Origin of the sequence: Streptomyces specialis (genome assembly GCF_001493375.1) — a bacterium.
GTDB classification, from domain to species: Bacteria; Actinomycetota; Actinomycetes; order Streptomycetales; family Streptomycetaceae; genus Streptomyces; species Streptomyces specialis.
Window position 1 is genome coordinate 510002 of sequence record NZ_LN929897.1, and the last position, 25939, is coordinate 535940.

18 protein-coding genes are annotated in these 25939 nt (G+C 71.1%); 10 read left to right on the plus strand and 8 right to left on the minus strand.

Translation table 11 applies throughout. The features are described 5' to 3' along the window. The first annotated feature begins 6 nt into the window (after positions 1 to 6). Positions 7 to 4719 carry a DNA repair ATPase gene (locus BN2279_RS25060; RefSeq protein ID WP_059013310.1) on the plus strand — a complete coding sequence of 1571 codons (4713 nt, stop codon included), beginning with the start codon at positions 7 to 9 and terminating at the stop codon, positions 4717 to 4719. Here BN2279_RS25060 and BN2279_RS25065 read toward each other — a convergent pair. Beyond that, positions 4711 to 5169 carry a hypothetical protein gene (locus BN2279_RS25065; RefSeq protein ID WP_059013311.1) on the minus strand — a complete coding sequence of 153 codons (459 nt, stop codon included), beginning with the start codon at positions 5167 to 5169 and terminating at the stop codon, positions 4711 to 4713. The genes BN2279_RS25060 and BN2279_RS25065 overlap by 9 nt on opposite strands. A gap of 186 nt (positions 5170 to 5355) precedes the next feature. Here BN2279_RS25065 and BN2279_RS25070 point away from each other — a divergent pair, with 186 nt between their 5' ends. The 3 genes from BN2279_RS25070 to BN2279_RS25080 all read left to right on the plus strand — a co-directional run bounded on the left by BN2279_RS25070 (position 5356) and on the right by BN2279_RS25080 (position 10234). After that, the gene (locus BN2279_RS25070) at positions 5356 to 7527 is read left to right on the plus strand and encodes a DUF6531 domain-containing protein (protein WP_079032486.1); all 2172 of its coding nucleotides are present in this window, start codon (positions 5356 to 5358) and stop codon (positions 7525 to 7527) included. Positions 7528 to 7641: 114 nt separating this feature from the next. Next, positions 7642 to 9780 carry an RHS repeat-associated core domain-containing protein gene (locus BN2279_RS25075; RefSeq protein ID WP_059013313.1) on the plus strand — a complete coding sequence of 713 codons (2139 nt, stop codon included), beginning with the start codon at positions 7642 to 7644 and terminating at the stop codon, positions 9778 to 9780. Then, positions 9767 to 10234 (plus strand): hypothetical protein, encoded by a 468-nt coding sequence (locus BN2279_RS25080; RefSeq protein WP_159037326.1) that lies wholly within the window; start codon positions 9767 to 9769, stop codon positions 10232 to 10234. The genes BN2279_RS25075 and BN2279_RS25080 overlap by 14 nt, the downstream gene beginning before the upstream one ends. Positions 10235 to 10471: 237 nt before the next feature. On the opposite strand, the gene BN2279_RS29610 is transcribed toward BN2279_RS25080, so the two are convergent. Next, positions 10472 to 10636 carry a hypothetical protein gene (locus tag BN2279_RS29610; protein ID WP_159037327.1) on the minus strand — a complete coding sequence of 55 codons (165 nt, stop codon included), beginning with the start codon at positions 10634 to 10636 and terminating at the stop codon, positions 10472 to 10474. On the opposite strand from BN2279_RS29610, the gene BN2279_RS29615 reads away from it, so the two are divergent. The 4 genes from BN2279_RS29615 (at position 10607) to BN2279_RS25095 (ending at position 12287) form a co-directional block, all read left to right on the plus strand. Then, complete coding sequence (locus BN2279_RS29615; RefSeq protein ID WP_407702316.1) at positions 10607 to 10828, plus strand: DUF6896 domain-containing protein; 222 nt, start codon at positions 10607 to 10609, stop codon at positions 10826 to 10828. The genes BN2279_RS29610 and BN2279_RS29615 overlap by 30 nt on opposite strands. Before the next feature lie 351 nt (positions 10829 to 11179). Further along, the gene (locus BN2279_RS25085) at positions 11180 to 11392 is read left to right on the plus strand and encodes a hypothetical protein (RefSeq protein ID WP_159037329.1); all 213 of its coding nucleotides are present in this window, start codon (positions 11180 to 11182) and stop codon (positions 11390 to 11392) included. A gap of 26 nt (positions 11393 to 11418) precedes the next feature. Beyond that, positions 11419 to 11685 (plus strand): hypothetical protein, encoded by a 267-nt coding sequence (locus tag BN2279_RS25090; protein WP_159037330.1) that lies wholly within the window; start codon positions 11419 to 11421, stop codon positions 11683 to 11685. A 317-nt stretch (positions 11686 to 12002) separates the two neighbouring features. Further along, on the plus strand, positions 12003 to 12287 hold the full coding sequence (locus tag BN2279_RS25095; RefSeq protein WP_059013316.1) for a hypothetical protein: 285 nt from the start codon (positions 12003 to 12005) through the stop codon (positions 12285 to 12287). 605 nt (positions 12288 to 12892) lie between these two features. On the opposite strand, the gene BN2279_RS25105 is transcribed toward BN2279_RS25095, so the two are convergent. Next, positions 12893 to 13192, minus strand: coding sequence for a WXG100 family type VII secretion target (locus BN2279_RS25105; protein ID WP_079032487.1), 300 nt, complete (start codon positions 13190 to 13192; stop codon positions 12893 to 12895). A gap of 291 nt (positions 13193 to 13483) precedes the next feature. Between BN2279_RS25105 and BN2279_RS25110 the strand changes: the two genes are divergently transcribed. Then, entirely contained in the window at positions 13484 to 18058 is a 4575-nt protein-coding gene (locus BN2279_RS25110; protein WP_059013318.1) for an FtsK/SpoIIIE domain-containing protein, read from the plus strand. 83 nt (positions 18059 to 18141) lie between these two features. Next, complete coding sequence (locus BN2279_RS25115) at positions 18142 to 18732, plus strand: hypothetical protein (protein ID WP_159037331.1); 591 nt, start codon at positions 18142 to 18144, stop codon at positions 18730 to 18732. Between the two features lie 13 nt (positions 18733 to 18745). On the opposite strand, the gene BN2279_RS25120 is transcribed toward BN2279_RS25115, so the two are convergent. From BN2279_RS25120 to BN2279_RS25140, 5 genes are all read right to left on the minus strand, one after another. Next, the gene (locus BN2279_RS25120) at positions 18746 to 19096 is read right to left on the minus strand and encodes a heavy metal-responsive transcriptional regulator (protein WP_059013320.1); all 351 of its coding nucleotides are present in this window, start codon (positions 19094 to 19096) and stop codon (positions 18746 to 18748) included. Between the two features lie 114 nt (positions 19097 to 19210). Next, positions 19211 to 20983, minus strand: coding sequence for an ABC transporter ATP-binding protein (locus tag BN2279_RS25125; protein ID WP_407702305.1), 1773 nt, complete (start codon positions 20981 to 20983; stop codon positions 19211 to 19213). Positions 20984 to 21086: 103 nt separating this feature from the next. Then, positions 21087 to 22436 carry an alkaline phosphatase PhoX gene (locus tag BN2279_RS25130; RefSeq protein ID WP_059013321.1) on the minus strand — a complete coding sequence of 450 codons (1350 nt, stop codon included), beginning with the start codon at positions 22434 to 22436 and terminating at the stop codon, positions 21087 to 21089. A 119-nt stretch (positions 22437 to 22555) separates the two neighbouring features. Next, positions 22556 to 23299: a hypothetical protein gene (locus BN2279_RS25135; protein ID WP_059013322.1), complete on the minus strand. Its 744-nt coding sequence runs from the start codon at positions 23297 to 23299 to the stop codon at positions 22556 to 22558. A gap of 378 nt (positions 23300 to 23677) precedes the next feature. After that, positions 23678 to 25915 (minus strand): MMPL family transporter, encoded by a 2238-nt coding sequence (locus BN2279_RS25140; protein WP_079032488.1) that lies wholly within the window; start codon positions 25913 to 25915, stop codon positions 23678 to 23680. Between the last annotated feature and the right edge of the window lie 24 nt (positions 25916 to 25939).

A 25939-nucleotide genomic window follows, 5' to 3' on the forward strand; every position in this document is an offset into this window, starting at 1 on the left:
GGCGGGATGGCCAGGGACAGCGGCCCGGACGGGGGCCTGGACGGCGGCAGCTACGAGGTGCTGCGCGACCGCATGACAGCGGCGGCCGGCGAACTCGCGGAGCGGGCCCAGGCTTTGAACGAGCGCCGCACCGCGGCATTCGGCGGCTCCGGGCTCGAACTCGTCGCGACGGACCGGGTGCGCACCGAACTCCCGGCCGTACCGCGCGATGTGGCGCAGGTCGGGGGACTGCTGCTGTTCGGCCACCATGTGCCCGCCGACCGCGACACGCTCGCCCTCCACCGCGTCACGGACGGTGGCGGCCTCGCCCCCGCGCCGCCCGACGCGGTCCCGGGGCTGCTGGACGACCCCGCGTTCCAGCGCGACGTGGAGGAGCTGTACCGCTACTACCGGGGCGCGCGGCTGCGGCGGTTGCGCGTCGTCGGCCCGCTGCTGCTCGCCGTCTTCCGGACGGGCGAGACGGCGGCCGACACCCGGGTGCTGCGCTGGCGGCTGCACCCGGACGGCCGGCCCGAGTACCTGGACGCCAAGGGCGAACGGGACGATGTCCCGCCCGCCGCCCACGACTTCACCTGGACGCCGACCGGGCGCGAACAGCACGTCGACGGCCCGCGCCCGCACGTCGCACTCGGCGGCGGGCTGACCGTCTCCACGGTCGGCGGCGAACTCACCGTCACCGCCGGGGAGGACGACGAGGCGGCCGTCGCGTACCGCGAGCCGGTGGACGACCCGCTCCAGTCACTCGCCGACGCCCAGGTCGCGTACGCCCGCGTCGGACCGCTCGTGCTGCTGCGCGTCCTGCCCTACAACGAGACGGAGCCGCGCCACCTCGTCCACAACACCCGCACCCGGGAGGTCGTCCGCCTCGACAACATCGGGCAGGCGTGCCGGGCGCTCCCCGACGACCAGGGCGTCGTCTTCCCCGGCGGGTACTACCTGGCCGCCGCGCCCGCCGGTTCGGCCGCCAGGACGTTCGACACCGACACGCGCGGGCTGACGTTCGACACCGCCGTCCGTTCCCCCAACGGCGAGGACGTGCTGTACGTCTTCCGTGAACCCGGCGGCGGCCGGGCGCTGTTGCTGCCGTACAACCTCATCCGCAAGGAGGTCGCCGCGCCGCTCACCGCCCACGGCTTCGCGCTGCTGGACGACGGCACCATGGCGCTGTGCCGCGCCGACGCCCCCGAACCGGTCCGCGTGCACACCGTGCAGGTGTGGCGCACCCCGTTCGTCTCGGAGGCCCACGCCGCCGCCCGCCCCGCGGGCGACGGGCCGCTGGCCCGCGTCGGCAACGCGGAGCTGGTGCGCGGCATCTCGGACGCGCTGACCGTCGCCCGGCTCGCCACGGAACTCGCACCGGACACCGCCGTGTTCGAGGCCGTCGTCGCGGCCTGCGACCGGCTCACCGACCAGTACCACTGGCTGCCCCTCGACGGGTTCGCCGCCCTGCACGAACCCGTGGGGACGCTGCGCGCCACCGCCGCCCAGGTCATCGACGAGTACGAACGCGTCCGCCAACTCCGGCAGCAGGCGCGGACCGCCGTGACCGAGGCGGACACGGACGTCACCGCCCTGCTGCGGCGCGCCCGCGGCGAGGCACCGAGGACCGCCGCCGCGTGGGTGGCGCTCCTCACCGAACTGCGCCGCGCCCAGGGCTCGGTGGAGTCCCTGCGCGACCTGCGGTACGCCGACCTCGCCGCCGTCGACGGCATCGCCGCGCGACTGGCCGAGTCCCTGACCGCCACCGGCCGCCGGGCGGTCACGTTCCTGTCCCGGCCCGACGCGTTCGACGACAGCCACGCCGCCGTCGCCCACCTCACCGAGCGGGCCGCCGCCGTCGAAAGCACCGGCGACGCCGAGCCGTTGGCCGCCGAGATCGACGGACAGGGCGACGCGCTGCGCACGGTGACCGACGTCATCGGCGGGCTCGACATCGCCGACACCACCGTCCGCACCGAACTGCTCACCCGCATCGGCGAGGTGATGAGCGCGGTCAACCGCGCCCGCGCCGTCCTCGACGGCCGGCGCCGCGCCCTGCTGGAGACCGAGGGCCGGGCCGAGTTCGCCGCCGAGTACGCGCTGCTCGGGCAGGCCGTCATCGCCGCCCTCGCCGCCGCGCGCACCCCCGAGGAGTGCGACGAGCACCTCGGCCGGCTGCTGCTCCAGGCGGAGAACCTGACCGCCCGCTTCGGCGCGTTCGACGACTTCCTCGACCGGCTCACCCGGCAGCGCGAGGAGATCTACGAGACCTTCGCCGCCCGCAAGCAGGCCCAGCTCGACGAACGGGCCCGGCACGCCCAGCGGTTGGTCGAGTCCGCCGATCGGGTGCTGGCGACGATCACGCGCCGGGCCACCGCGCTGGACAGCCTGGACGAGGTCAACGCCTACTTCGCCGCCGACCCCCTCGTCGCCCGCGTCCGCGCCACCGCCGGCGAACTGCGCGGCATCGGGGAGACGGTACGCGCCGACGAACTGGACGGGCGGCTGAAGGCCGCCCGCCAGGAGGCGGGCCGTGCCCTGCGCGACCGCGCCGACCTGTACGGGGCGGACGGCACGGTCCGGCTGGGCCGCCACCGCTTCTCGGTCACCACCCAGCCGATCGACCTGACACTGGTGCCGCACGGCGACGGGCTGGCGTTCGCGGTGACCGGGACCGACTACCGGGCGCCGGTCACCGATCCGGAACTGACCGCCGCGCGCCGGTTCTGGGACCAGCCGCTGGTGTCCGAGTCCCCCGAGGTCTACCGCGCCGAACACCTGGCGGCGACCGTGCTGGCCATGGACCCCGTCCCGGACGCGGTGCCCGAACTGGTCCGCCGCGCCGCCGAGTCGGCGTACGACGAGGGGTACGACCGGGGCGTGCACGACCACGACGCGGCGCGGATCCTCACCGTGCTGCTGCGGCTGCGGGAAGGCGCGGACCTGCTGAGCCACCCGCCGGACGCGCGGGCCGCCGCCCAGCTCTTCTGGGCCCACGGCTGCGACGAACCCGCCCGCCGCTCCTGGATCGTCCGGGCCCAGTCCCTGGCCCGCGCCCGCGCCACGTTCGGCGGCACCCCGGCCGCGATCCCCGCCCTGGCGGCGGAGCTGACGGCGGCCGTCACCGACCGGCTGGGACCGGCACCGGACGGGACCGGCGCCTACCTCTTCGAGGAACTGGCCCTCGACGGCCCCGCGTTCGCCGTCAGCCCGGCGGCCCGCTCCCTGCTGGACGACTTCCACGCGGCGCTCGGCGCCACCGGGCGCAAGGAACTGGAACGCGAAATGGCCGCGCTGGCCGGCGATCTGCCCGCCCGGCGGCAACTCGTCACCGCCTGGCTCGGCGCGTTCGCGGAGGCCACCGGCCGGGACACCACCGACCTGCCGGAGGCGGCGGCCGTCGAACTGTGCGCCGACACCGTCGAACACCGCACCGCCGACGCCCCGCTCACCGCGACGGCCGGCGGCCTGCTCGGCAGCCACCCGAGAATCCGGGGCGGCGAACTGACGGTCCGCCTGGACGAGTTCCTGACCCGGACCACCGACTTCCGTCTCCACCGCGTCCCGGCCCACCGCCGTTACGTCCACCGCCGCGGCGCCCTGCTGGACGCCGACCGCGACCGGCTGCGCCTGGCCGCCCACCGGCCGCGCGTCATGCCCGCGTTCGTCCGCCACCGCCTGCTGGACGAGGTCTACCTGCCGCTCATCGGGGACAACCTGGCCAAGCAGCTCGGCACGGCGGGGGACACCCGCCGCACCGACAGCCAGGGCCTGCTGCTCCTGCTCTCCCCGCCCGGCTACGGCAAGACGACGCTGGTCGAGTACGTCGCCGCGCGGCTCGGCCTGATCCTCGTCACGATCGACGGCCCCGCCCTCGGCCACGGCACCACCTCCCTCGACCCGGCCGCCGCCCCCGACGCGGCGGCCCGCCGCGAGGTCGAGAAGATCGATTTCGCGCTGGCGATGGGCAACAACGTCCTGCTCCACGTGGACGACATCCAGCACACCTCGCCCGAACTGCTCCAGCGGTTCATCCCGTTGTGCGACGCGCAGCGGCGGGTGGACGGCGTCCGCGCGTACGACCTGCGCGGCAAGCGCTTCGCGGTGTCGATGGCGGGCAACCCGTTCACCGAGTCCGGCAGCCGCTTCCGTCTCCCCGACATGCTCGCCAACCGCGCCGACGTGTGGAACCTGGGCGATGTCCTGTCCGGCCGCGAGGAGTTGTTCGCGCTGAGCCACATCGAGAACGCGCTGACGGCCAACCCCGTCCTCGCGCCGCTGGCGGCACGCGAACGCGACGACATCGACCTGCTGGTCCGCCTGGCCCGCCACGACGCGACGGCGTCCGCCGACCGGCTCGCCCACCCCTACACCCCGGCCGAACTCGACCAGATCCTGTCCGTGCTGCGGAAGTTGCTGCACGTCCAGCGCACGACCCTGGCGGTCAACGCGGCCTACATCGCCTCCGCGGGACAGGACGACGCGACCCGCACCGAGCCCCCGTTCCGCCTCCAGGGCTCCTACCGCAACACGAACAAGCTGGCCGAACGGATCGTCCCGGTGATGGACGACGCCGAACTGGAGGCCGTGATCGACGACCACTACCTCGCGGAGGCCCAGACCCTGACGACGGGCGCGGAGGCGAACCTGCTGAAGCTGGCGGAACTGCGCGGCCGTCTCACCCCCGAACAGGCCGCCCGCTGGGCGGAGATCAAACGCACGTGGGCGGTGTCACGGTGACGAGGCCGTCGCGCCGCGGCCGGTCGCCATCAGCGCGACCACGCAACCGAGGAGCGCGACCGACAGGACGCCGATGACCCAGACCTTTGTGAACAGGTCGGGCTTGATCTCGGTCCCTGGGTTCCGCCGCTGGGCGATCACGCTCTTGACCATCCGGCCGCGAACCGGGTAGAGCGCGAGCGGAATGGCGGCGAACATCGCGCTGTAGAGGAACAGGATCTCCGCCCGGGCGACGGGCCGGACCATCGCCAGCGCCAGGGCAAGGCCGCCGACCAGCGGGGTCATGAGGTAGATCCCTCGCCGCGACTTCCTGGCCCGTGCCATCCGCTCGGCGGGCGACTCGTGCGGGAACCGCATCCCGCCGACCAGTTCTCCCATGAGCGCCATGAACAACACCGTCGCGACGAGGGCGATCAGCCACCAGCCCGTCTCGGTGATCGAAAACAGCATCTTTCTCATCTTCTGTCGTACTAGAGGTCGATCATCCTAGCTGGGGCCCACCAGCGTCACTGCGTCCACGTCCGGGTGCCGCACGACACCCGCGACCACGGAAACCGGCCAGGTCCCGTTGTCGTCTCACTCCACGAGGCCGGTCTCCAGGATCGGCCGCCTGTCATACCGGGGAGAGTGGCGACGATGGGGCGTCCTTCTGACTGGAGTCCGCTGGACATGGACTCGGACCCGACGCCGGGCAACCCGGACGAGGTCCGTGAACTGGCGGAGGAGCTCCAGACGTTCGCCGATGATGTCGGTGAAGCTCTCGGCAGGATCCGGGGGATGGCGTCGGACCGGGCGGTGGCGGATTGGTCGGGGTTGTCGGCGGAGGCGTTCCGCAGCGAGTTCGACGGGGTGCCGGAGAACCTGACCAAGTTGCAGACGTCGTACGACATGGCGGCGGACGCGCTGGCGCGGTACTGGCCGGAGTTGCAGACCGCGCAGGGCATGGCGGACCGCGCGCTGGAGCGCGCGATCGCCGCGCAGGCCGATCTTTCCGCCGCGCAGGCGCAGTTGACGGACGCGGAGGACTGGGTCTCCCGGGCCGGGGAGGAGGCCGAACGCCTGGAGGAGGAGGGGGACGCGCCCGAGCCGCCGTCGGAGGAGGACGTCCGTAACGCGGTGCGGGACCGGCAGGCGGCGGACGCCGCTGCCGGGGCGGCGCGGGACCGGGTCGCGACGGCCGAGGACAATCTGGCCGCCGCCCGCGAACTGGCCGAACAGGCGCGCGGGTTGCGTGAGGATGCCGCGCGGGTGTGTGCTTCGGCGATCGATGAGGCGTCGGACGCTGGTATCCAGAACCGGAAGTGGTGGGAGAAGGCGTTCAAGTGGGTCCAGGACAACTGGGACACCATCGTCGAGGTCTGCAAGATCATCGTCGACGTCCTCGGCGTTGTGGGGAGGATCATCGGCGGGCCGCTGGCCTGGGTCGTACTGGCCGCCGCGCTGAGCGTGCTGGCCGACACCCTCGTCAAATACGCAAAAGGCCAGGCCACCCTGCTGGACGTGGCGTTCGCCGCCCTGGACTGCATCCCCGGCATGAAGGGCCTGACCACCCTCGGCGGCCTCGCCCGAGGCGCACGCTCCCTGGCCACCACCGGCCTGCGCGGCATGCGGCAAGGGGCGTTGCGGCTGGGGCGGCAGACCCGCCGGCAAGCCACCGAGATGGACGGGCGCAACCTGTGCGGTGACCCGGTGGACATGGCCACCGGCGAGCTGGTGATGTCCGCGACGGATGTCGAACTGCCCGGTGTCCTGCCGCTGATCCTGGAACGCCACCACATCTCCAGCTACCGCTCGGGCCGCCGGTTCGGCACCTCCTGGGCCTCGAAGCTTGACCAGCGCCAGGCGCTGGACGCGTACGGCGCCCGGCTGTTCACCGCCGACGGCATGACCCTGCTCTACCCGCGCCCGATCCCCGGCGAGCAGGTCATGCCGGTCGAAGGCCCCCGCTGGGGCCTGTCCTGGGACGGGCAGCCCGGCACCCCGCTGGCCATCCACCAGCGCCCCACCGGCCGCACCCTGCACTTCGCGGCCGACCCCGGCCGCCCCAGCAGCGAACTGCCGCTGACCGCGATCACCGACCGCAACACCAACCGCATCCGCGTCGCATACGACGAAACCGGCGCACCCACCGACGTCATCCACGACCGCGGCTACCACCTCGGCATCACCACGACGGACGGCCGCGTCACCGAACTGCGCCTGCTCAACGACCCCGACCAGCCGGTCCTCCTGCGCTACGGCTACGACAACGCCGGCCTGCTCTGCGAGGTCTACAACTCCTCCGGCCTGCCACTGAAGTTCTCCTACGACGACCACCACCGCCTGGCCAAGTGGGAGGACCGCAACGGCTACTGGTACTCCTACGAGTACGACCCGGAAGGCCGCTGCGTATACACCACCGGCACCGACCGCGTCCTGGAATACCGCTACACCTACGACACCGACAACAACCGCACCACAGCGATCAACTCCCTCGGCCACGCCACGGTCTACCAGTTCAACGACAGCTACCAGCTCATCGCCGAAACCGACCCCCTCGGCAACACCACCCACCGGCAATTCGACCGCTACGACCGCGCCCTCACCATCACCGACCCCCTCGGCCGTACGGCCCGGTACCAGCACGACGACCATGGGGACGTGGTCGCCGTCGTCAGGCCCGACGGACGAGAGACAGTGGTGGAGTACAACGACCTCGGTCTCGCGACCGAGCTCACCCAGGCGGACGGTACGGTGTGGCGCCTGGCATTCGACGCCGCCGGGAACCGGACCACCCTCGTCGACCCGGCTGGTAACCGGACGCGGTAGACCTATGACCGGCATGGAGGGCCTGCCACGATCACCGATGCCCTCGGCAACACGACACGGATTCGTTGCGATGCCGTCGGGCTGCCCATCGCGTTCATCGGCTCCGACGGTGAGGTGGCCACTGTCCACCGGGACGCGTTCGGGCGTGTCATCGAGGTCATCGATCCCCTGGGGGCCGTCAGGCACATGACGTACACGGTGGAGGGGCAGCCGCTGAGTCAGACCGATCCGGTGGGCGGGACTCAATCATGGACCTGGGACGCCGAAGGAAATTGTCTCCGTCACACCGACGAGAAGGGCGGGGTCACTCGCTTCGAATATGGAGCCTTCGACCTGCCTACGGTGCAGGTCGACGCCGACGGGGCTCGGTACTCCTTCGAGCGCGACACCGAACTCCAACTGATCAGCGTCAGCAACCCGCAGGGCCTCACCTGGGATTACGCATATGACGCGGCAGGGCGCCTGATCTCCGAGTCCGACTTCGACGATCGCGAAATCACCTACCATTTGGATGCCGCGGGGCAACTCATCGCCCGTACAAACGCTCTTGGTCAGACCGTGACCTACGGGCGTGACCCCTTGGGCAACATCGAGTCCAAGCAGAGCGACGGTCAGGTCACCACCTACACCTACGACCCCACAGGGCAGTTGGTCAGCGCCACCGGCCCCGACTGCGAGCTGACCATCGAACGCGATCCACTGGGGCGGGTTCTGGCTGAGACGGTCAACGGTCGAGTTCTCCGGCACAGTTATGACGCCCTGGGGCGCCCGCTGACACGCACCACGCCCAGCGGCCAGATCAGCGCCCTGAACTATGACATGTCGGGCCACCTCGCCAGCCTCGACATCGCGGGCCGCGCCGTTCTCTTTGAGCGGGACGCCGTCGGCCAGGAAATCGGTCGGCGCATGGCTCCGGGCATCGATCTCCAGCAGACATGGGATGCCGCCGGGCGCCTCGCCGAGCAGCGGCTGACCGCGCACGGCCGTGGGCTTCGCAGTCGCTCGTACACCTACCGCTCCGACCACTTCGTCACCACGGTCAACGATGATGTCAGCGGGCCGACTTCCTTCGCATTGGACCTGGCCGGCCGTGTGACCGCCGTTTCGGCACGCGGATGGTCCGAAAGCTACGTCTATGACGCGGCTGGCAATCAGACGGCGGCCGACTGGCCGGATCGGAGTTCCTCCGACACCCTGGGCGAGCGCTCGTACACGGGGACCCGGATCAGTCGAGCCGGTCGCGTCCGCTTCGAGCACGACTCAGCGGGTCGTGTCGCTTTGCGTCAGATCAAGAATCTCTCGAAGAGGCCCTCAACGTGGCGATATGTGTGGGACAGCGAGGACCGGCTTCGGGAGGTGACAACTCCGGACGGCACTGTCTGGCGGTATCACTACGATCCGCTCGGGCGCCGGATCGAGAAGCAACGCCTCGACGAGAACGGCGACGTGGCCGAGAGCACGGTCTTCACGTGGCACGACAACACGCTTGTCGAGCAGACCACTGACACTGGCTCCGCCACGGCCCGGACGATGACGTGGGACTACGACGGCCTGCACCCCATCACTCAGACTGAGAGTGTGGCGCAGAGCGAGATCGATCGCCGCTTCTACGCCATCGTCACCGATCTCGTCGGCACTCCAACCGAACTCGTGGACGAAACCGGTCGCATCGCGTGGCAGAGCCGAACGTCCCTCTGGGGAACAGCGGCAGCCGAGGGCGGCACGGGTCCCCACACTCCGCTCCGCTTCCCCGGCCAGTACGCCGACCCCGAGACGGGTTGGCATTACAACCTCCACCGTCACTACGACCCCCATACCGCCCGCTACACCAGCCCGGATCCTCTCGGCCTCGCTCCCGGTCCCAACCATTACGCCTACGTCCCCAACCCGCACACGTGGGTTGACCCGCTGGGCCTGAGCGCGCATCCGGGGCTTCGCGAGGGATACACTTCGTCTCCCGCTCTGCGGGGCGACCCCTACCATCCGGACTCGGTCGCGGCACGGAGCGCTGAGAACAGGCAGGCGTACGGTCCGAGCGTGAGCGACCGGGCACGGGATCTCGGCTACACGAGGAGAATCCCGCCGCAGAGGGCGCCGTTCCACTCTCATGGCCAGCCAGTCTTCTCCAACGGCAGGAACTACATCACACCCGACGTCGACGGTCACAATGTCACCGATGGCTGGAAAATGTTCGACCGCAGGGGCGAACGTCTGGGTACCTATGATGCGGATCTGAACTATGTCAAAGAATGACACCTTCTCCATCACCCTCGAATCAGGGGAGATCCCTCGGGACGCGACAGGCCTGACCGAGGGCAGCGGAACGATCCGGATCGGGGACTTCAGCGAGAGCTTCCTGGCCAGCCTGAGCTTCTGGAGTGTGGACGACTACGTGCGTAGTTGGCGCGAAGCGTTCGAAGTCCTGAGTTCGGACGACAATGCCACGTCATGCCTGGTGACATCCATCACCGATCCGGAGGACAGCAACTTTATCTTCTGCTGGCCGCTCTACAGAGCAGGAGAAGTGGTCCATGTGCACAACTCGGTGATCTTCCTCGACGAACTGGACGAAGCTTTCGACGCCGATGCGCCCTGGAAATCGGTGAGACCGCGTACCACGGTCAGCGAGGACGGTCGCCGGATCTCCGAGTGGGAGACCACGATCACCGCCCTCCGGCGCTTCTTCTCGTCGCTGTCTCGGACGTAGTGCCGGCACTATGGTGCTTCGGGGGGATTCGCGGGGAGACACGGCGGGTGGCCCAGAGGGTGTTTGTGAGGCGGAGGGTGAGCCACTCGCCCGTGGTGAAGGTCAGGAGTTTGCCTCCGTTCCGGAGGGCGGTCATGGTGTGGATAGTGAAGACCTGGCCGCCGATCAGGAGTTGTTCGCCACGGCGGGCCGTGGTGGCGTCGATTTCCACCGGGGACATCACACCGGCCGGCAGGTTCATCGGTTGTGGCCTTCCAGGTGGGCGATGAGCTGGAGCAGGTTGCACAGGCTTCGCTTCAGGGCGCAGACGTAGTAGGTCAGTTCGTCCGGCGTGGTCTCGGGCAGTGTGAGGGATTCGACGGCGGCGAGGTCCTGGCGGGCCACGATGGAGCGGAGGTTCACCTCGACGGGACGCGGTCCGGAGAGGGTGACTGCTTCAAGGTGTATGACGTCTGCCAGTACCTGGAGACATCCGGCCGTGTCGAGGAGTGCGACATCACGCAGGTCTCGGCTGTCCTGGAGCGGTTGGTCGGCCAAGGCCAGTTGGAGCGCCTCGGCCAGGGCTACTACAGACTGGCCGCGTATGCTGCATGAGATCCAGGGCACGCCGACGGTTATGACCGGCGGCGTAGGTGGGGGGACGCGGCGGGTGGCCCAGAAGGTTGTGGCGGGGTGGATCGCTAGGGGTCAGGCGTCGGCTGGGTAAGTAGGTACCCGTTGGTGCCCCGGCGTCCCCCTGCCCGGATGCCTGCATGCCGTTGCTGGATCACCTGAACGTCAACTACTCCAGCTCAGTCCGAGGAAACAATCATACGGAGCGAGGACTTCTTTCCCGAAGGCATCCCGGAGGAAGAAAAGGCGCGAAGCCTTCTGGGGACTCCGGAGGTCGAGCGCGTCCGGGAAGCCGCCACCGAGCTGGCCGACCTTGTGTTCACCGAGGGCACGATGTACCTCGACGCGCTCCCACCCGTTGTCGAGGTGTCCTTGGTCCCGGCGCTCCAGACGCTCGACGAGATCCTGGAAGCGGGTGGGCATGATCTGCAATTGCTGATCGCGGCGATGGTGGTGAGGAAGTCAGTCTCCAAGAACCTGGATGTCGCCCCACAGGATCTTCAGCACCTGATCCTCCGCCTCCCGAAGAGCCCGGCCGAGGGATGAGCGGGTCCCGGACCTGCCACACGGCGATGTTGGTGATCGAGCATGTGGAGCGCGCACAGGACGGCGATGCGGTATGTGTCGTGCGGTGCCTGTCCGGAGTCGCGCGGCAAGGGATGTGGCTCACCGCTGATCAGGTCACGCCACTGCGCCTGGAATGGATCACACGGTACGAGCGTCCGGTGGAAATCCTTGATCCTCCGCACAACGCGAAGGGCGGGCTCGCCGGCCCAGACGTGGAGGGGCTGCGTCCGGGCATGAGGCTGGTGTCGCTCGCCGAGAAGCCGGATGACTGAGAACAGGTGAACTCAGAACTTCGGAAGGAACCTTCTCGTACCCACAGTGGATCTAGAATCCACGATCGCTGCCGAAACGCTGCTGCGGGCTGCTGTCCTCTTCAGGTTCGAGGGTGGCGAGGAGGCGGAGGCATTCTCGAGCGGCCCGCACTTCGCCCAATCCGTAACGGGAAACGACGGGGGAGCAGGAGCGGAGGGAATGGGTGAAGATCGTAGCTGCCCCCTGCGAAGTCGATGAAACGGACTTCTCCTATCTGGCTGAGTGAGTAGGTGAGCGAACCTCGCGGTACGTTCGTCTGAGAGTCGGAGGCTTTTCCATGCTGCATGAACCGGAAGATCTGACACGTGAAAAGGAGCGGCTTGACATCAGGCCGCGGCCCGATGCGAACACCCCGGTCCTCGCGTTCCTCGATGTCACCGTGCCGACGGATCAGCAAGGCTACGTCCGCCGCGTGCGGGAGGTCCTCTCCCCTGTCCTGGAGCTGGCCCTGTCCCAGCCGTTCCAAGGTGAGGAGATCCCTGTCCACAGCATTCCGGACTCGGTCGTCCGAATCTGTGAATGGCGGCCGACGAGGGCGCCGGCGTTCGTGTTGGCCGGATGAGAAGCCTACGAACGGCACCGCGGCACCGATGGGCCCTGGAACCTCCAGGGCTGGCTCTATCGCTTCGATCCGGAGGACAGAGCCGGGGTTGGGCTTGGTGGGATCTGACGCGTCCCGGCTTATGGAAGGGCGCCGCCTGGCTGGCCTTCGGCATCTCCCTCTCCGGCCCGGCTCTCGTCGCGGCATGTCCGGAAGGCTTGCTTATCGCTGTCCAGGAACTGGACCACCCACTCTCCGACTACCGTTCGGAAGTCGCGGCCCTGGCCATCGACGGGTGGCTGCGTGAGACCTTCGATCTCCCGCCGAGCGGCGCGGGAGTCAGTGTCGACGGCGGTGAATTCTCCTACGAATGGGGCCGCCAGGGGTCGCCTTTCGCGGACGGTCCGGTATCCGGGTGACGCCGGCCACAAGCAGTCACGTGGTCAGGAGCGGGGAGAGGGAACCCGGCGGTCGTCAGGTCCTGGCGGGCCTTGGCCGCCACTGGTTCACCGTGCGGAGCGAATCTTCACCCGGTCCGGTGATTCGCGACCGCGTACGCGTGTGGCCGGAAACAGTCGCGGGGCGATGCCCGTCGGGCATCGCCCCGCGCTGTGCGGGATATGGGGTCAGCCGCCGCGGATGGCGCTTTCGAGACCGGTGTCGGTCTCTTCCATCGTGTCGGCCGCCGTCTGGAGGAACTGGCCCATGCCTTCGAGTCCTTCGAGCACCTTCTTGGCGCCCTGGGTGAACTCCCGGTAGGACTCGTCGAAGGCGCGCGACGACCGCGAGGTCACGTAACCGTCCGACACCAGACCATCGATGTAGCCCTGGAGCTCATCGAGCTTCGCGTCCATGGCCTGGTACTCGGAGATGAGCCTGTTGCTCGCCTCCCGCATGTCGTCATATGTCACATTGAGGTCGGCCATGACGGATCCCCCTTCTGTCGTGGGGCAGGGGGCCGGTCCCCCCGCTGGATTCCGGTGTGCGGCGTGGCCCTCGTGAACCGGCACAGCGCCACGTGCACTCAGACTACGTCCGCGACGCACAGGGCGATACCCCCGGCAACGGGGGGCGCCGAGCGCCTCGGTGCACCATAGGACGCAGCCCGGCGCATTGCGGTTGCACCAGCTCGCAGCACCCGTTGTCACGCCCGCACAAGATGCGATTATGGTCATGTCCAGCGAAGCACTTTGCTGTGTCACAACGGGAGGAACAGCGTGCGCCTGACGCTGACAGTCGTCGACCCAGTCGGGGGTCTGAGTGCCGACACCGTGATCGATGCCGCTCCCGAGACGCAGATCGGCGACCTGGCGCCGGAGTTCACGCGCCTGGTGGGGAGCCGCTTCAGCCAGCCCGCCGGTATGGCCGGGCACGGCATGCCCGCCGACACGGCGGGGACGGCGCACCTCTTCGTCGACGGCGAGTACGTCGACCCCTCCCTCACGCTCGCCCAGTCCCCGCTCCGCGAAGGCACCGTCGTCAGCCTGCACAACCCCGGCGGCTGCCGGCCCGGCGAGCCGCAGGGCATCGTCGAGTTGCGCGTCGTCGGCGGCCCGGCCGCCGGCGCGGTGCACCGCATGGGTGTCGGCCGCGTCGAGATCGGCAGCGGCCAGAACATGAACATCCGGATCGAGGACCCCACCCTCCCCGAGCACGCCATGACGCTGCGCGTCGCCGCCGAGGGCACCTGCAAGGTCACCGTCTACAGCGAGACGCAGCCGCTGATCGACGGCGAACCGTTCACCCACACCGAGGGTGACCGCGGCGACTGGAAACTCGGCAAGCAACTCGCCGTCGGCGACTCCCTCTTCGAACTCACGCCGTACTTCCCGCCGGACGCCGCGCTGAAGGTGTCCGAGGACGGCGCCGGGCTGGACTACAACCGGCCGCCGCGGCTGCTGCCGCCGGAGCGGCAGACGAAGTTCACGCTGCCCAGACCGCCCGGCGAGCGCGAGAAGCGGCCCCTGCCGCTGCTGATGGCGATCCTGCCCGTCGTCGGCGCCGTCGCCATGGCCAGCATCACCGGGCGCTGGATCTTCCTGATGATGGCCTTCATGAGCCCCATCATGCTGCTGTCCAACTACATGATGGACAAGAAGCGCGGGCGCATCTCCCACGCCAAGAAGGTCGAGGAGTACGGGGAACGCAAGGCCCGGATCGAGAAGGACGCCCGGGACGCGCTCATCGCGGAACGCTTCGCCCGCCGGCACGCCGCGCCCGACCCGGCGACCGTGCTGACGCAGGCGACCGGCCCGCGCACCCGGCTGTGGGAGCGCAGGCGCACCGACAACGACCATCTCCTCATCCGCGTCGGCACGGTGGAGCTGGACTCCGAGGTGGTGCTGACCGACCCGGAGCAGGACGAGCACAAGCGGCAGGTGTTCTGGAAGATCGCCGACGCGCCCGTCACACTGCCGCTGCGGACCCTCGGCGTTGTCGGCTTCGCCGGTCCCGGCGACTCGGCCCGCGCGCTGGGGCGTTGGGCCGTCGGGCAGATCGCCGTGCTGCACAGCCCGGTCGACGTGCAGTTCTTCCTGCTCACCGACGGCTCGGGTCAGCACAGTTGGGACTGGATGCGCTGGCTGCCGCACTCCAGGCCCACGCCCGAGCACGAGATCAACGCGCTGATCGGCACCGACGCGGAGACCATCGGCGCCCGCATCGCGGAGCTGATCGGGCTGCTCGACGCCCGGCAGAAGGCCGCCAAGCAGGCCCGTTCGCAGGGCGCGACCACGTTCAAGGACCCGGACATCGTCGTCGTCTTCGACGGCTCGCGCCGCATGCGGTCGCTGCCCGGCGTGATCCGGCTGCTGCGCGAGGGGCCCGACGCCTCGATCTTCGCGCTCTGCCTCGACGACGAGGAACGGTTCCTGCCCGGCGAGTGCCAGGCCGTCGTCATCGCCGAGCCCAACCCGGAGCGCGTCGGCGGGCAGGGCGGCGCCCGGCAGCCCGGCTACGCGACCGGGTTCCACACCTTTCTCGCCGTGCCCGGTAGCGCCTCCGGCCCCGGGCAGCTCGCCGCGGGTCCCGCGCCCGCGCAACTCGCGGACCGGCTGCGGGTGGAGCAGACCGGCGCCTGGCGCATCAGGAACGTGCGGCCGGACTGGGTGCGGCCCGAGTGGTGCGAGCTGCTGGCGCGTTCGCTCTCCCCGATCCGCGACATCAGCGGCGAGTCCGAGGACGCGGCGATCCCGTCGTCCAGCCGGCTGCTGGACGTCATCGAGATGGAGCCGCCGACGGCGGGCGCGATCGCGGCCCGCTGGCGGCTGGGCGGCCAGTCCACGGAGGCGGTGATCGGCGAGTCCTACGACGGCGCGTTCGCCATCGACATCCGCCGCGACGGCCCGCACGGCCTGATCGCCGGCACCACAGGCTCCGGCAAGTCCGAGCTGCTCCAGACGATCGTCGCGTCGCTGGCGGTGGCCAACACCCCCGAGAACATGACGTTCGTCCTGGTCGACTACAAGGGCGGCTCCGCGTTCAAGGACTGTGTCCAACTGCCGCACACCGTCGGCATGGTGACCGACCTCGACAACCACCTGGTGGAACGCGCGCTGGCCTCGCTGGGCGCCGAGCTGACCCGCCGCGAGCACATCCTGGCCGAGGTCGGCGCCAAGGACATCGAGGACTACCAGGACTTGATGCGCCGCTCCCCGGGGCGGCTCGTCGCGATGCCGCGCCTGCTCATCGTCATCGACGAGTTCGCCTCGATGGTCCGCGAACTGCCGGACTTCGTGAAGGGTCTGGTGAACATCGCGCAGCGGGGCCGGTCCCTCGGCATCCACCTGCTGCTCGCCACGCAGCGGCCCAGCGGTGTCGTCTCCCCGGAGATCCGCGCCAACACCAACCTGCGGATCGCGCTGCGCGTCACCGACGCCAGCGAGTCCTCCGACGTCATCGACGCGCCCGACGCCGGGTTCATCGCCAAGTCCACGCCGGGACGCGCCTATGTGCGGCTCGGGCACGCGTCGCTGGTGCCGTTCCAGTCCGGCCGGGTCGGTGGCCGGCGGCCCGGTGCCGTCGATCCGGCGGTGAGCCGGCCGTGGGCCGGGCGCCTGGAGTGGAACGACCTGGGCCGCGGCCGGCTGAAGCGCCCGGCGGGCGCCAAGGCCGAGGAGGAGGAGATCACCGACCTGAAGGTGCTGGTGGACGCGATCATCGAGGCCGACCGGCAGTTGGGCTTCGCCAAGCAGCACAGCCCGTGGCTGCCCGCCCTCGGTGACAAGGTGCTGCTGCGCGACCTCGAACACCCGGTCCCGGCCGGTCCGTTGCCCGCCGCGCCCTACGGTCTTGAGGACCTGCCCGAGCAGCAGGCCAGGCGGTCGGTCGCGATCGACTTCAAGACCTTCAGCCACATGATCGTCGGCGGCGCCCCGCGCAGCGGCCGGTCGCAGTTGCTGCGGACGATCGCGGGCTCGCTGTCGTGGATCCACTCCACCGCCGATGTCCACCTGTACGGCATCGACTGCGGCAACGGCGCGCTCAACGCCCTGACGAAGCTGCCGAACTGCGGCGCCGTCGTGTCCCGCACCCAGACCGAGCGGGTGCGGCGCCTCGTCAAGCGGCTCCGCTCCGAGGTCGATCGCCGTCAGGAGATCCTCGCGCAGGACGCGCTGGCCGACATTGGGGAGCAGCGGGCCGCCGCCGAGCCCGACAAGCGGCTGCCGCACATCGTGGTGCTGATCGACCGCTGGGAGGGCTGGGTCAGCACCCTGGGCGAGATCGACCACGGCGCGCTGACCGACGAGTTGTACGTGATCCTCCGCGAGGGCGCCAGCGTCGGCATCCACCTGATCATCACCGGCGACCGGACCGTGCTGTCCGGCCGCGTCAGCGCCCTGACCGAGGAGCGGTACACGCTGCGGCTGTCGGACCGCGGCGACTATTCGCACATCGGCATGCCCGCCCGCAAGGTGCCCGAGGAGATCGCCGACGGCCGCATGTTCCGCAACCAGGCGCTGACGGAGATCCAGGTCGCCGTCCTGGCCGAGGAGTTGTCGGGCCAGGCGCAGGCCGCGGCGCTGGGGGCCATCGGGGACTGGGCCACCCAGCGGGACGCGGCGGTGCCGCGCGCCAAGCGCCCGTTCCGGGTGGACGTGCTGCCCAGCCGTCTGACGTTCGCGGACGCCTGGGAGATGCGCGACCCGGAGGCGTCGGAGTCCCGGCTGTGGGGCCTGATCGGCGTCGGCGGCGACGAGTTGATGGGCTACGGCCCCGACCTGGCGCAGGGGACCCCGGCGTTCATCATCGCCGGGCCGGCGAAGTCGGGCCGGTCCACGGTGCTGTTGATGCTCGCCAAGTCGTATCTCGCGCAGGGCGTGCGGCTGGTCATCGCCGCGCCCCGGCCGTCGCCGCTGCGTGATCTGGCCGGACAGGAAGGTGTCATCCAGGTCTTCACCGGCGACGACATCTCGGAGGCGGAGGTGCGGGAGGCGGTGAGCACGTCGTCGCCCGAGAACCCTATCGTCTTCCTGGTGGACGACGGGGAGGACCTGCGGCGCGCGGACGGCGGCGACGAGCTGAAGAACATCATCACGCAGGGCTCCGAGCTGGGCCGGTACCTGGTGCTGGCCGGTGACGAGGGCGACCTCTGCGGCGGCTTCTCCGGCTGGCAGGTGGACGCGAAGAAGGCGCGCCGCGGCGTGCTGCTGTCGCCGTCCAGTCACCGGCACGGCGAGCTGATCGGCGCCAAGCTGCCGCGCAGCGCGGCGAGCGAGCAGCCGACGCCCGGCCGGGCGATCCTGCACCTCGGGGACGGCGTGCCGTTCACCGTGACCACGCCCGCGCCGTAGTGGAGATCGGCAGACGGCTCGGCGGACTCGGCGCGTCGGCGCGGTCCGCCGCAGCCGCTTCCGGGGCCTGGATGGTGGCGCGGATGACCGCGTATCCGGGCCCGGTCGCCGTACCGGTGGACGAGCCCTGGGAGTTCGGCGTCGGCGCGCAGATCGCCCGCCATCCGCGGGTGCCCGGCCCGCTGGCCGGGCCGCTGGGCGCGCTGGACGCCCTGGGGTCGGTCCGGATCGGGCCGGAGGGCCTCGGGTTCGACGGCGAGGACGACGTTCCGTGGGAGAAGATCGTCCAACTCCGGCTGCACAACGGGTTCACGGCCGTGGCCGCGCACTCGATCGACGCGGAGACCGAGCGGCTGCGGGGGTTGCTGCCGCCGGTGCCGGGCCGCAAGTGGGCGTTGGGCAAGGGCGCGGACGGGCTGAAGACGCTCGTGGCGAAGCTGCGGGAGCGCGCCGACCGCGAGCCGGAGGCGGCGGACTCGCCCGACATCGCCTGTGAGTTCACCGCGCGGGGGCTGCTGGGCCGGGAGCGCACCGTTCGGGCGTGCATGTACACCACGGCGTTCCTGGCGCTGCGGCCCGATGTGTCGCACGCGCTGGTGGAGACGGCGCGGGCGGCCGGGGTGCCGGTGCTGCGCGGGCACGGCACCGAGCGGGTGCCGGGCGACGGTTGGTGAGCGAGCCGGTGGTTCAGGTGCCGGGGTCGCGGGCCTGGGTGAGCGCGCGCAGCGCGTCGCGGGTGTGGGTCAGCTCCACCAGCCGCGTCTCGATGGCGCGCAGCCGCGCGGCGATCAACTCGGCGGCGGCGCCGTCGGGTGCCTGGCCGCTGTCGCCCACGGCGAGGACGTCGCGGATCTCGGCCAGCGTCAGCCCGGCGGCCTGCGCGCCCCGGATGAACACCAGCCGGTCGGCGAACTCCGGCGGGTAGTCCCGGTATCCGGACGGGGTGCGCGGTGGCTCCGGCAGCAGACCGGCCTGTTCGTAGAACCTGACCGTTTTCGTCGTCACACCGGCGGCGTGAGCGAGCGTACCGATACGCATGTGTCCAGCATGTGACGGACGGGGCCACGGAGGAAGAGCGCTTCACCCCTCCGGGACCGTGTCGCCGCTCACTTCCCGGCGTGCTTCCCCGTTCGCCCGCGGCTCACGCGGGGTTCACTCGACGGTCGCCGCGAGGAACTGGGTGGCGGCCAGCTCGGCGTACAGCGCGTTGGCGGCGACCAGTTCGGCGTGCGTGCCGACGGCCTGGACGCGGCCCGCGTCCATGACCACGATCCGGTCGGCCGTGGTGACGGTGGACAGCCGGTGGGCCACCACGAGCACGGTCGTCTCGCGTGCCGCCTCGGCGACGGTCTCGCGCAACGCGGCCTCGTTGACCGCGTCCAACTGCGACGTCGCCTCGTCCAGCAGCAGCAGCCGGGGGCGGCGCAGCAGCGCGCGGGCGATCGCGACGCGCTGCCGTTCGCCGCCGGAGAGCTTGGTGCCGCGATGGCCGACGACGGTGTCCAGGCCGTCGGGCAGCCGGGCCACCAGACCGTCCAGCCGTGTGGTGCGCAGGACTTCGGCGACGGCCCGGTCGTCGGCCTCGGGGGCGCCGAACAGCAGGTTCTCCCGCAGGGTGCCGGACAGGACCGGCGCGTCCTGCTCCACATAGCCGATGGCCGCGCGCAGTTCGCCGAAGTCCCAGTCGGTGACGTCCTTCCCGTCGAGCAGCACCCGCCCGTCGGTGGCGTCGTAGAACCGTTCGATGAGCGCGAAGACCGTCGTCTTGCCGGCGCCGGACGGGCCGACGAACGCGGTCATGCCGCGCGCCGGGACGGAGAAGCTCACCCCGTGGTGCACGTAGGGCAGTTCGGGCCCGTAACGGAAGCGGACGTCGTCGAAGGTGACGGTCGCGGGCGCGGTGCCGGGCGCCGGGAGCGGGGCGGGGGCGTGGACGGGTTCGCTGGGCAGCCGCCGCACCTCCTGGATGCGGGCGATGGCCGCCGCGCCGATCTGGTACTGCGTGATGGCGCTGACGACTTGCTGGATCGGCGACATCAAGTAGAAGACGTAGAGCAGGAACGCGACGAGGGCGCCGATGCCGATGGCGCCGGTGGCGACCCGGGCGCCGCCGACCGCGAGCACCGTGATGAACGCGACCTGCATCGACAGCCCGGCCGTGTTCCCCGCCAGGGCCTGCCACTTGGCGGCCCGCACACTCTGCCGCCAGGACTCCTCGGCCGCCTCGTGCACGGTCCGCCGCTCGCGGTCCTCGGCGCCGGACGCCTTGACGGTGCGGAGCGCGCCGAGGACCCGCTCCAGCGCGGCGCCCATCTGGCCGATGGACTCCTGGGCGCGTTTGCTGGCCTTGTGGATGAGCGGCACGATCAGGCCCATGACGGTGGCCGCGACGGCGATCACGCCGAGCGTGACACCGAGCAGCACCAGATCGACGGTGCCCATCATCACCAGCGTGCCCACCAGCGTGAGCCCGCCGGTGGAGAAGCCGACGAGCGACTCGGTGGTCATCGCGCGCAGCAGGGTGGTGTCGGACGTGGCCCGCGACAGCAGGTCCCCCGGCTCGGTGGCGTCCACGGCGGAGATCCGCAGCCGCAGCAGGTACGACGTCAGGGACCGGCGCGCGGTCAGGACGACCGACTCGGCGGTGCGCTGGAGGACGTACGCCCCGAGCGCGCCGATGCCCGCGTTCGCCGCGACGAGCAGCGACATCAGGACCAGCGCGCCCGAGATGGAACGGTCGTCGGAGAGGCTCTGGATCAACTCCTGCGCCACCAGCGGCAGTGCGAGCCCGGTGGCGCCGGTGGCGAGCGACAGCACCGCTCCCAGGACCAACGCGCCGCGATGCGGCCGGACATATCCGGCGAGGACCCGCCAGGCGGGTGGGTCGCCGCCGGACGTCACCGTGGTGCTTGTCAGTTGGGCCACCCGACCAGCGTAACCGGGCTGACGATCTTCGTTCCAGGGCGCGCGATCACCGCGCCCGCCGCCCGGTTGGCGCCGGGGGCGGGCGCGGTGCGGCCGGTGTCCGTCAGAGGGCACCCCGGCGCCAGGGGCCGGTGATGGCGAACGTGATGCCGGGGGACTGGATGTTGAGGAACAGCCAGTTGCCGTTCTTCGGCTCGAACACCGAACCGGCCCATTCGGAGCCGGTGTAGTCGGCCGCCGGAACGCCCTTGCCCGCCGTACCGGCCCGCAGGTCCGCGCTGTTCGCGGCGAACGGGAAGATCTCGCCGTCCTGGCTCAGCCCGTGGACGTACTCCGTGCCGTCGCCGTCCTCGCACAGGACGAGGCCGCCGCGCGGGCTGACGCACATGTTGTCGGGGGCGTTGAGGACGTCCGCGCCGGGGGAGGCGTACAGCACGCGGAACTCGTCCGTGGCGGGGTCGAGTTCGAAGACCTGCCCCTGCCGGGCCGGGCCGCCGTCGGTGCTGATCACGTAGACGCGGTCGTTCCCGTACCAGGCGCCCTCCAGCCGGCCGAACACCGCGCCGCCCGCCGCTTGGGCCTGGTAACGGACCGTGTCCGAGGCCGGGTCCACGTCCTCGACGGGCACCCAGGAGACCGTGCCGTACGACCGCTCGCCGTCGCGGCGGGTGTCGTAGGAGGCGGCGCCGATGCGCATCGCCTCCAGGCGCCCGCCCCGGGAGAGGTCGCCGGGCACGGCGGGAACGAAGCGGTACAGCGCCGCGTCGCCCCGGTCCTCCGTCTCGTAGACGTAGCCGGTCGCCGGATCGACGGCGACGGCCTCGTGGTTGAAGCGGCCCATCGCGGTGTAGGGGACCGGGTTGCCCTTGCCCTCGGAGGCCACCTCGAAGATGTAGCCGTGCCGCACACCGGCCGTGGTGCCGAAGGTCTCCTCGCACGTCAGCCAGGTGTTCCAAGGCGTCGGCCCGCCCGCGCAGTTGCGGATGGTGCCGCCGAGGCTGCCGTAGGACTCCAGCCACCGCCCGGCGTCCGGGTCGAAGACCAGCGTGGTGGTGCCGCCGCCGGCCGCCGGGTTGTACGCGGGCGCGGTGAACGCCGCGCCGGCGCCGCGCTCGTGGTTGCGGACCAGGTGGACCTTGTCGCCGTGGCGGAAGGCGGCCATGCCGTCGTGCGAACCGGGCGTGGGTACGCCGTCGTCCATGACGTCGTTCGTCCAGCCGTACGAGATGTACTCGAACCCGCGCGGCAGCGACAGCAGTTCGAGCCCGGTCGTCTGGTCCCTGACCGGCCGCAGCGGCCCGTAGCCGAGGCCGGGCGCCGGCTTGCCGGGCGCGGCGGCGGCGGTCCGCGTGCTCAGGGCCTGGAACGAGACGCCGGCGGCGGCGACACCGGCCCCGCGCAGCAGGGAGCGTCGCTGGAAGCCGGCGGGTCTGTCGGCGGAAACGTCAGTCATGGCAGTCCTCTTCGGTGACGAGGGGGGCTGGGGGGAGCCCTGTCACCCTAGGAGGAGGACCGCCGCGGGCTTCCGAACGGAAAGTGACATCTGGGCAAATGCCTCACCGTTCCCCGCCGTCAGGGAGTGATCACGACGTACGTGTAGCGCAGCAGGTCCGCGCAGCCCCCGGCCTTCTCCACCTCGTACGCCCAGCGCCACGAGCCGTCGACGGCGCCCTCGAAGTACGTCTGGCGGTGGTGGGTGACGGTGTCGATGGTCAGGCAGAACACACTGTTGAGGAAGTCGCCCTCGGTGTCCGTGCTCGCCACCGTCCCGTCGTTGCGCTCCTCGTGCTCCGCGCCGGTCCGGGTCCAGCCGGTCAGGGCCAGCCAGTCCCAGTCGGAGTCGTGCTCGCTGCGCACCCCGCCCCCGTCCCGCGCCTCCCACTCCAGCGCGGACGTCGTGCTGGAGACGTCGAGCCCCAGCGGATCGGTGACGTTCACCCGCAGGCTCCCCACCCACGGCCCCGGCTCCCCGGCGCTTCCCGCGTCCGACGAGCGCGCGGGGGCGATCCCGAACCGCTCCGCGACCGACGCCGGTACGCCGTCCGCCGGATAGACGGCCCGCGCCACGCGCCGCACGCACGCGCCCGGGTCGTACGCCCCCTCGCCGGCCCCCGTCGCCGTGCCCGCCTCGGACGCCGTCCCCTCGCCACCGTCCGCGAAGACGCACGTCCCGTCGTCCGTCGCCCGTCCCCGCTCGGTGCGGACGACAGCGCCCGGCAACTCCGCGAGGTCCACGGCGTATTCGATCTCCCCGGTCCCCTCCCGCGCCGCCGCCCCCGGCGAGAACAGCACCCCGCCCCCGCCGACCGCCCCCACCGCTACCCACCTGACCGCCCCGCCCCTCCTATCCCCCGCCCCCCCCCCCTCTCCACCACACTCCCCCCGGCTCTCCCCCCACCTCTCCACGTCATACCCCCCCCATGAGTCGTGTTGACGATCAAGCGCGGCCTGTCAACTTCCCCGCTATCCACTACGTCGGCAGCGACAGACGTGTATACGAGACAGGCACAGCACCCCGCCCCCGACGAGCGCCGCCACCGCGACCCACCTGACCGTCCCGACCATGAGACCCACCGCCGTCCGTCCGCAACCCGGCACTTCCACCGGGTCCAACGCCCCCGGCGCCGCGCGGTTATGGGAACAGGGAAACGGACGGCCACCCCCGGCCGGAAACGGACGGCCGTCCGACTCCCGTTACGCCCCGGCCCGTTCGTTCTCCCGGGCCCGCCCGGCACCGTCCGCCGGGTCCGACTCCCGCAGGCCGAAACGGTCGTGGACCCGGCGCAGCCACGGCGGCAGCCACCAGATCGCCCGGCCGCCCAGCCGCATCGTCGCCGGGAGCAGCACGCCGCGGATCAGGGTGGCGTCCATCAGCACCGCCAGCGGCAGCCCCACACCCATCGCCTGCATGAACGAGATGTCCGAGACGAGGAACGCCAGGAACACGACGGACAACACGGCCGCGGCGGCGGTCACGATCCGGCCGATGCGTTCGAGTCCCAGGGACACGGCGGCCGTCGGGGACCCCGTGTGCTCGTACTCCTCACGGATGCGGGACAGCAGGAACACCTGGTAGTCCATGCCCAGCCCGAACGCCACGGCGAACAGCAACACCGGGACCGTGCCCACCACTTCACCGGTCGGGGTGAAGCCGAGCACCCCGGCCAGGTGCCCGTCCTGGAAGCCCCACACCAGCGCCCCGAACGTCGCCGTCAGGCCGAGGACGCTGAGCAGGATCGCGAGGAACGGCAGCAGCACGCTGCCCGTCAGCAGGAACAGCAGCACCGTCATCGCGACCGCCAGCGTGAGGCCCGCGATCGGCAGCCGGTCGACGATCGCGTCGATGCCGTCGAGGTTGACCGCCGTCTGGCCGCCCACCAGCACCTCGCCGGGGGCCGCCGACTCCCGGATGTCCCGCACGAGTCGCTCCACCTGCCCGTTGCCGACCGGATCGGGCACCACGGACAGGTACACGCCGTCGCCGCCGTCCGGCGCCGCGTACCCCTCGTGCGCCGGGCCGGGCGGCGCGGCGAGGGAGCCGTCCACCCACGAACCACCGGCGCTGTCCACGCGCGCCACGTCGCGCAGCCCGGACAACCGGGCCGCGTACGCGGCGACCTCCGGCGAACCGGCGGCGGTGTCCGGCAGGACGACCAGCACCGCCTGGCTCTCGCCGGAGCCGAACTCGGCGCGCAGCACCTCGGCCACCTGCCGCCCCGACGAGGACTCCGGCAGCGCGCGTTCGTCGGCGGGACCCATCGTGATGCCGAGGAACGGCGCGCCGAGCAGCAGCAGGAGGAGCAGCCCGAGCGTCGCCACCGGCACCGGGCGGCGCATGACGAACGAGGCGAGCCGGTGCCAGAAGCCGCTTTCCGCGTCGCGCGCCACCGCGTCACGGCGGCGGCGCAGCACGCGGCCCTTGTCCAGGCGCGTCCCCAACAGGGCCAGCAGCGCGGGCAGTACGGTCAGCGTCGTGACGGCGGTCAGCAGGGCCACGGCGATGCCCGCGTACGCCATGGACCGCAGCGCCAGCAGCGGGAACCAGGCGAGCCCGGCCAGCGTGACGGCCACGGTGACGGCCGAGAAGAGAACGGTCCGCCCGGCCGACAGCATCGTCGCCCTGATGGCGGCGGCCTGTTCCCGCCCAGCGGCCAGCTCCTCCCGGTACCGGTTGACCATCAACAGGCTGTAGTCCACGGCGAGTCCGAGACCCAGCAATGTGACGACGTTGACCGCGAAGACCGACAGGTCCGTGGTGACGGCCAGACCCCACAGCATGCCCAGGGACAGCATGATGGTCAGCATGCCGACGATCAGCGGCAGCGCGGCGGCCATCAGGCTACCGAAGACCAGGACGAGCACCACGAGCATGATCGGGAACGCGATCAACTCGCCGCGTACCGCGTCCTCCTCGCTGAGCTTGCCCAGCTCCTCGCCGATCTTCGCGGTGCCGCCGATCTGGACCCGCAGCCCGCCGTCCTGCTCGCCCTCGTAGCGCGGGCCGAGTTCGGCCAGCCGCTCACCGGCCTCCGTGTCGTCGCCCGGGATGGAGGCCAGGATCAACGCCTTGTCGCCGTCGGCGCCGCGCAGTTGGGGAGGCTCACCGGCCAGCCAGTAGGAGGTGACGTCGGTGACGCCCTCCTCGCCGGCCAGCCGCCGGCTCAGCTCGGTGCCCGCCGCGACGGCCGCCGGGTCGTCCACCCCGTCCGGGGCGTGCACGAGCAGCGCCAGATTGAGGCCCTCGCGGTGGAACGTCTCCTCCAGCGCGTCGGCGGCCCGGCCCGATTCCGCGCCCGGATCGTCGAACCCGCCCGCCTTCATCTCGTCGAACAGGGTGGCGCTCAGCGCGCCGCCCACCAGCGCGAGCAGCACGGCGACCGCCACCACGGCCCGTCGCCTCCGCAGCAGGAATGCCGTCAGTTTCGCCAGCATCGTTGTGTCTCTCCCTCGTGGCAC

What these genes read in the sequence shown, in the direction of transcription:
- BN2279_RS25060 (WP_059013310.1), top strand. Translation starts at nt 7, where the DNA reads ATGGCCAGGGACAGCGGCCCGGACGGGGGCCTGGACGGCGGCAGCTAC.
- BN2279_RS25065 (WP_059013311.1), bottom strand. Translation starts at nt 5,169, where the DNA reads ATGCTGTTTTCGATCACCGAGACGGGCTGGTGGCTGATCGCCCTCGTC.
- BN2279_RS25070 (WP_079032486.1), top strand. Translation starts at nt 5,356, where the DNA reads ATGGGGCGTCCTTCTGACTGGAGTCCGCTGGACATGGACTCGGACCCG.
- BN2279_RS25080 (WP_159037326.1), top strand. Translation starts at nt 9,767, where the DNA reads ATGTCAAAGAATGACACCTTCTCCATCACCCTCGAATCAGGGGAGATC.
- BN2279_RS25085 (WP_159037329.1), top strand. Translation starts at nt 11,180, where the DNA reads ATGTACCTCGACGCGCTCCCACCCGTTGTCGAGGTGTCCTTGGTCCCG.
- BN2279_RS25090 (WP_159037330.1), top strand. Translation starts at nt 11,419, where the DNA reads ATGTTGGTGATCGAGCATGTGGAGCGCGCACAGGACGGCGATGCGGTA.
- BN2279_RS25095 (WP_059013316.1), top strand. Translation starts at nt 12,003, where the DNA reads ATGCTGCATGAACCGGAAGATCTGACACGTGAAAAGGAGCGGCTTGAC.
- BN2279_RS25105 (WP_079032487.1), bottom strand. Translation starts at nt 13,192, where the DNA reads ATGGCCGACCTCAATGTGACATATGACGACATGCGGGAGGCGAGCAAC.
- BN2279_RS25115 (WP_159037331.1), top strand. Translation starts at nt 18,142, where the DNA reads ATGACCGCGTATCCGGGCCCGGTCGCCGTACCGGTGGACGAGCCCTGG.
- BN2279_RS25120 (WP_059013320.1), bottom strand. Translation starts at nt 19,096, where the DNA reads ATGCGTATCGGTACGCTCGCTCACGCCGCCGGTGTGACGACGAAAACG.
- BN2279_RS25130 (WP_059013321.1), bottom strand. Translation starts at nt 22,436, where the DNA reads ATGACTGACGTTTCCGCCGACAGACCCGCCGGCTTCCAGCGACGCTCC.
- BN2279_RS25140 (WP_079032488.1), bottom strand. Translation starts at nt 25,915, where the DNA reads ATGCTGGCGAAACTGACGGCATTCCTGCTGCGGAGGCGACGGGCCGTG.